Raw genomic sequence first — 2,080 nt, forward strand, 5'->3', positions numbered from 1 at the left:
TTCCAGAAAACCGATTGCAGATTCAATTCTAGATCTATCTTTTATCGACAATTTTACAAGATCTTTGTAAACCTTAACTAATAGAATTGCTCTCCAGGGCATTAAATAATTGTAACACTTTTAAATCTTGAGTTTTTCGACCGCGACGCCGGCGAGAACAATTAACACACCGCCAACAATTTAAATTTCTGGCTCATAGTCAGTTATTTCACCACCACAAAGGTTCCCAGACCGGTGACCGGGGCACTGATTTGGCCGTCAGTAAGAGCGGATTTTAACTCTGACCAGGTCTTGCCGTCCCAGAGCATTAATTTGGCGCCAGTTAAATCTTCTTTGGATTTAATCGTAAGAGTCGCACTTTTGAGGGCCGGACTGGTAGCGGCTAAAAAGGCATAAGGGCCGGCAACGACCTCGCCGCTAATCTCAGCCGGTAAACCCATGGTGCCACTGATAATTAAAAAAGTAGCATTAGGTAAGCCGGTTTTGCCGACGTCCAAGGTAGCTTTAACGTCTTTACTGGTAAAAATCCCCTGGCGATCGAACATTTGCTGTAAATTAAAATCGGTTTTTAAAACATAGTTTTTGTCCCCGCCGGAAAAAGTCAAAGTCAGGCTGCCGCCGGTAACGCCTTCGTCATATTTACAAACATTTTTGGAACAGGAGCCGAAAAGCAGTTGCTTGGCAACCGGCAATTTAGTCTGGCTAAAATCAATGTCGCCGAAAGCCCCCTGAATTAAAGTGCTGGTCTGATATTCCAGCTCGTATTCCACTTTGGTGGCATTTTTTACCTGATCAACTCCCAAGGTTACTTCATTACCAGCAGCATTCGGTGTGAGAGTCACAAACGGCCGGTCTTTAACAGACAGCTGGTTAATCTGTTCAGTTTGACGAGCGGGAGTAGTGGTGAGAGTCTGACTTGGCTTTTTTAAGCGACTAATAACAATCACGCCGATGACTAAAATGACTAAAACAACCACCGCATATTTAAGGTAGGCTTTCATAATTTCTCCTCAAAATATTTAACTAATTGATCAACTTTAATTCTTTTCTGTTTCATTGTGTCCCGGTCGCGCACCGTAACAGTTTTATCCTTAAGACTGTCAAAATCAACAGTGACACACCAGGGGGTGCCGGCTTCGTCCTGACGGCGGTAACGCTTGCCGATATTACCGTTACTATCCCAAGCGGCCGCCAGCTTTTGGCTTAGAGTTTTAAAGATTTCCCGAGCCTGTTTAATTAACTCTGGCTTGTTAGCTAAAAGCGGAAAAACGGCGACTTTAAACGGCGCCAATTTCGGGTCAAGTTTTAAGACCACCCGATCTTTTTCCTCACAATAAGCATCCATTAATAAAACCAAAAGCGAACGGGATAAGCCGAAAGTCGGTTCAATCACATGAGGAATAAATTTTTTGCCGGTCTTCTGGTCAGTGTAGCTTAAGTCAACGCCGGACTTAGCCATGTGGTTTTTCAGGTCATAATCAGTCCGGTAAGCGACGGCATACCATTCTTTAAAACCAAAAGGAAACTCGTATTCCAAGTCCTCTGTCCGTTTACTGTAATGAGACAGCTCGTTTTTATCATGCCGCCGCCATTTTAATTTTTTCTTATTCACTCCTAAAGACAAAGCAAACTTTTCCACTTCTTTCTTCCAGTACTCAAAGTCTTTTTCCCAATCTTTTTCCTCAATAAAGTATTCAAACTCGGCCAGATCAAATTCCAGGGTGCGGAAGACCTGCTGGCCGGTGGTGATTTCGTTGCGAAAAACTTTACCGGACTGGGCTAAACCAAAAGGAATTTTCGGGGAAAAAGTGTCCAGGATATTTTTAAAATCCACAAACATTCCCTGGGCCGTCTCCCCTCTTAAATAAGCCAAGGATTTGTTGTCGCTGACAATGCCGATGTGGGTGGCAAACAGCAAATTAAATTTTTTCGGTGAGGTCCAATCAGAGGCGCCGCAGTTGGGACATTTATTGTCAGTTAATTGGTCAACGCGCGAGCGCTGATGACAATTTTTACACTCGACCAAAGTGTCGGTAAAGCTCTGGGTGTGGCCGGAAGCTTCCCAAACTTTGGGATTCAT

2 protein-coding genes are annotated in these 2,080 nt (G+C 43.8%); both read right to left on the bottom strand.

Going from position 1 to position 2,080, the window contains the following annotated elements:
* Nucleotides 1-203: 203 nt before the first annotated feature.
* Nucleotides 204-1,001, bottom strand: a complete 798-nt coding sequence (locus tag NTZ93_04900; GenBank protein ID MCX6817176.1) for a hypothetical protein — start codon at nt 999-1,001, stop codon at nt 204-206.
* Nucleotides 998-2,080: glycine--tRNA ligase (locus tag NTZ93_04905; GenBank protein ID MCX6817177.1), on the bottom strand; the 1,083-nt coding region annotated here is incomplete at its 5' end. The genes NTZ93_04905 and NTZ93_04900, both read right to left, overlap by 4 nt.

The organism is Candidatus Beckwithbacteria bacterium (assembly GCA_026397255.1).
GTDB lineage: Bacteria > Patescibacteriota > Microgenomatia > UBA1400 > CG1-02-47-37 > JAPLVF01.

Bases quoted from the DNA above. Each gene is read 5' to 3' on its own strand.
- NTZ93_04900 (MCX6817176.1), bottom strand. From the start codon at position 1,001: ATGAAAGCCTACCTTAAATATGCGGTGGTTGTTTTAGTCATTTTAGTC.